Source organism: Kitasatospora sp. NPDC048722 (assembly GCF_040650235.1).
Taxonomy (GTDB): domain Bacteria; phylum Actinomycetota; class Actinomycetes; order Streptomycetales; family Streptomycetaceae; genus Kitasatospora.
In genome coordinates, this window is record NZ_JBEZGX010000139.1 from 1 (window position 1) to 4,206 (window position 4,206).

At 73.1% G+C, this 4,206-nt stretch carries 2 protein-coding genes; one reads left to right on the top strand and one right to left on the bottom strand.

What is annotated here, in order from left to right; genetic code table 11:
• On the top strand, nt 1-217 hold a 217-nt coding region (locus tag AB0C76_RS41035), incomplete at its 5' end, for a hypothetical protein (protein WP_359975807.1).
• Nucleotides 218-633: 416 nt separating this feature from the next.
• Here AB0C76_RS41035 and AB0C76_RS41040 read toward each other — a convergent pair.
• Complete coding sequence (locus tag AB0C76_RS41040) at nt 634-3,555, bottom strand: AAA family ATPase (protein ID WP_359975810.1); 2,922 nt, start codon at nt 3,553-3,555, stop codon at nt 634-636.
• Nucleotides 3,556-4,206 lie beyond the last annotated feature (651 nt).

The following is a 4,206-nucleotide window of genomic DNA, read 5'->3' on the forward strand; positions in this document are numbered from 1 at the left end:
CAACCCCGATCAGACGATCGAGGCCGGGGATGTCAACATATCTGGCGTTGACTTTTGGCACGCTGTTGAGTTCTCAAGGAACGGACACTTCCTTCAAGCCGCCTTCCAGCGGGCCCTCCGGGCGCTTCGTTCTTTCGTGTTTCCAGCTTATCAGATGTTTTCCGCTCCGTTTTCCGGGGCTTCGTCATCCAACTCGCCGGTGTCTTCCGGGACTTGACGCCCCGTCCGACGTTCCAAACTCTAGCCGATCCCCGCTCCGAAAAGCGAATCCGACCGAAGCCCGAATGCAATCCCGATAAACACACACACCGAATACGCATCGAGCCGAGCGCGCACACGGCGAACCCGACCCGGTCCGTACCGGGACGTGCTGTCTTTCGTGGATTTGGCCGCTCCGGGACCGTCCGCGCCGATGCGTGTCCGGTGCTCCCTGCCGAGCGACTCGGGAACACTACTCCTCCTCCACGCCCGAGGCAAAACGCCCCAGCTCGGGCCGCTCGGCGGTGGGGACGGCACCATCAGCCCGTCTTCAATGCGCTCTCGCCCCAGCTCGGCACCGTGCTGCTGATGCTCGGGGGCGATGCGCCTCGGAGAGGTCAACCGCGCCGGGGCCGCCCATGGGACGGCCGTGGATCACCCGGCGGACGGGCCCTCGGCCCGGGCCGGCGGCGGCCCCGGGTCCGCCGAACCCGCGGCCGCCAGGGCTGTGGCCAGTCCCGCTCGGCCGTCGATGGCCAGCTTGCCGTAGACGTTGGTGAGGTGGACCTCCACGGTGCGCAGGCCGACGAAGAGGTGCTGGGCTATCCCGCGGTTGGTCATGCCCTGGAGAGCGAGGTCCGCGACGCGCCGTTCGGTCGGGGTGAGGGCGTTCACCCCGTGGAAGGTGCGGGTGCGCGGACGGTCGCCGACGGCACGGAGTTCCGCGAGCGCCAGGTCGACGAGCGGGGCCGCTCCGCACTCGTCGGCGACGCTGGCGGCCCGTTGCAGGCAGGTGCGGGCCTCGGGCAGTCGCCCGGCCTTTCGGGCGAGGATTCCGCAGTCGACGAGCGCCTGGGCGTACCGCAGGCGTGCGGGCGCGTCTTCGAGGAGGCCGACCGCCTCCCGCAGCAGTTCGAGTCCTTCCACGCCCCCGCGGACCACGCCCAGCGCGGTCAGGGCGGTGCCCACCGTCTCCGGCACTCCCCAGGCCCGCGCCAGCCCGAGTTCCTCCTCCGCCAGCGACCGGGCGGCCTCGCCGCGCCGCAGCGCCGCCTGGACCAGCGCCGCCTCGGAGCGCCATGTGTGGAAGCCGGGGCCGGACATCCCGCGGGCCACGGCCCGTTCACCGCACCGGAGGAAATCGGCGAGCCCCTCGTCCAGCCGCCCCTGCGCGACCCGCAGCCGGCCGCGGACCATCAGGACGTGGTCGTTGACCCAGTTGGCGTTCAACTCGGCTGCGAGCCCGGCACGTCGGAGAAGGTTCTCGGCTTCCTCCGGCCTTCCCTGCCGTATGAGCGAGTCCATCGACGTCGCGGTCGCGAAGACGGCGACGCTGTGCGCCGGCCCGATGTCGATCGCCCGCAGTTCCTCCAGTGCCGAGGCCGCGTCCGCCTGGCTGTCCGAGAGGCGCCCCACCCGGCCCACCAGGTTCGCGCGCACGCTGAGCGCCTGGAGGCGGCCGAGCGCGGAGCCGCGGGCCCGTGCCTGCCGCACGGCGGCGTCCGCGTGCTCCAGCGCCGCCACCGTCTCGCCGGCCGCCCGCAGGGCGACCAGGGCGTCGTAGTAGACGAAGGACTCGTCGGACAGCGGGTCCGCCCCCTCCCCCAGGGCCAGTTCCGCGAGGCTCACGACCTCCTCCGGGCACCGGCCGACCATGACCGCGCGCAGGCTCAGCAGCGCGGCCAGCGGCCGCCGGACGCCGTTGTCCGGCGCGTCGAGGACGTTCAGCTCCATCAGCCGTGCCACGGCGTCCGGAGCAGAGGCCAGGTTGGTCAGGGCGATGTGGATGCGGTCGATCTCCAGGCGCAGGGCGTCGGCGGGGTCCGCCTCCCGGATGTGTTCGCTGGTGCGCCGGAGGACCTCCAGTGCCTCCGGGTAGCGGTCCACGGCCAGCATCGCGCCGGCCAGTCTGCGCGCCACCCCGGCCCGCTCGACCGGGTCCTGGGACAGCCGGAGGCTGCTCTCCAGGCTTCGGACGGCCACCGGAACGCTGGAGGCGAGCTCCAGCCGGCCGAGCGAGGCCAGCAGCCCGGCCCGTGACTCCTCGCCGGTCTCCTCCCGCAGCGCCCGCCGCAGGTACGCAGCGGCCGTTGCGGTGCGGCCCTCCTCGGCCGCCCGTTCGGCGGCCCGGGCCAGGACCTCCGGTGCCCACGCCTCGCCCCGGGGAGCGGGCAGGAGGTGGACGGCGATCCGCTGCGCCGAGGCACCGCGCGCCCGCAGGAAGCGGGCCGCCCCGCGGTGGAGTGCCATCCGCCGGCTGGGCAGCACGGTGGAGGCCACGGCCGCGGCGAGGGCCGCGCAACCGAAGGCCGTCCCCTCGTCCCCGGTGCGGGTCAGGTACTCGGCCCGCACCAGTGCGTGCAGGGCGTCCGCCAACTGCGGTTCGGCCAGGCCGGTGGCCTCGACGAGCAAATCGACGCTCAGGCCTGCGCTCAGGTCTGCGGTCGGTCCGCCGCTCGGGCCGGTGCCCAGGACCGCCGCGGCTGTCGCCACCGTCGCGGCATGCGGTGCCAGTGCTTCCATCCGCGCGAGCAGGGCCGGGCCAACGTCGGCCGGGACGTACTCGGTGATCCGTACCGCCAGCTCCTCGTCGGTGTGCTGAAGGTCGGTGTGCTGAAGGTCGGTGTGCTGAAGGTCGGTGTGTTGCGCGTCGGCAGCACGGAGTCCGCGCAGCAGTGCGCGGAGCAACAGCGGGTTGCCGCCGGTGGCCTCCCGGCAGGCCGCGGTCACGGCCCGGCCCGGGTGCCTGCCGAGGACGTCCTCGGCGAGCGCCTCGACCGCGTCCTCGGCGAGGCCGCCCAGCGTCATCCGGTGCCGGAACAGCGGCACGACGTCGGCGAGCACGTCCGTGTTCGCGTGCCTCCCCTCCTCCCCCAGCGTGGCGAGGAGGACCAGGGGCAGTTCGGCACCGCGCCGGAGCACGTAGCGCAGCCAGCGCAGCGAACGGGCATCGGCCCGCTGGAGATCGTCGACGGCCAGCACCAGGCGCCTGCCGTCCGTCGACCGGACCAACCGCCGGTACAGGTCGTCGAGCGCCACCGGTTCGGGGGCGGACGCCCAGAGCGCGGCCGGTTCCGGTTCGGCCCACGGCGTCAGCTGGTCGAGGAACCTTCGGACCATGCCGAACGGGAGCTCGCGTTCGAGCGGATCGAGTGCCGCCGACAGCACGAGGACGTCCGGGTCGTGACGGACGCCGGCCAGTGCCTCCCGCAGCAGTTCCGTCTTCCCGCTGCCCCAGGCTCCCCCGAGCAGCACCGAGACGCAGCCGTCTCCCCCGGCCGCGAGCAGGTGCCGGAGCACCTCCGATTCGCGCGCGCGACCGTGCTGGACGAACGGCGTGTCAGGCGCTTCAGGCACGGACCGCACATGCGGCGCTGCCGCGTCACCGAGATCGATCACTGTTGGGCTTGTCGCCATGTCACACCAGGGCTGTCCGTCTGCGGAGCGCCGCCGCCCCCCGAGGCCGGGGCCGCGGAGGTGCAGGGTGACGCTGTGGAACCGGAGCGACGGAGGACGGGGCCGCGCGGACCTCGCGCCACCACGACCGGACCGGGCCGCTCACGGGTCGATTCTCACCCGTGCGCGTCAACGTCCTGTCAACGCCCCTGCCAGTACCCCATCGGCACCCTGTCGGCGCCGTCGGCCGGACGGCTCCGCGGCCCGGGGCGGGCCCGCCAGACCTTTCGGTACCGCCCGTCATGTTCCGGCGGGCGGTGCGGCTCTAGCGTGGTGCGGCCGGGTGGTTCGGCGTCATCGCCCGTTCGGGCGAAGGGAGCCCGCGCACCGGCCGTGTCGCGCTCCGACCGGTCTCACCGCGCCCCCCGCATCACCTCCGCACCACCCCGGCGACGTCCGAACCGGCAGGACCCGGAGGACGTTGGAACACGCAATGAAGAAGCAAGAGGAGAAAGTCGTTGAGCAACGAGAGCCTGGCCAACCTGCTCAAGGAGGAGCGTCGTTTCGCTCCCCCGGCAGAGCTCGCCGCAGCGGCCAACGTCACCGCGGCCG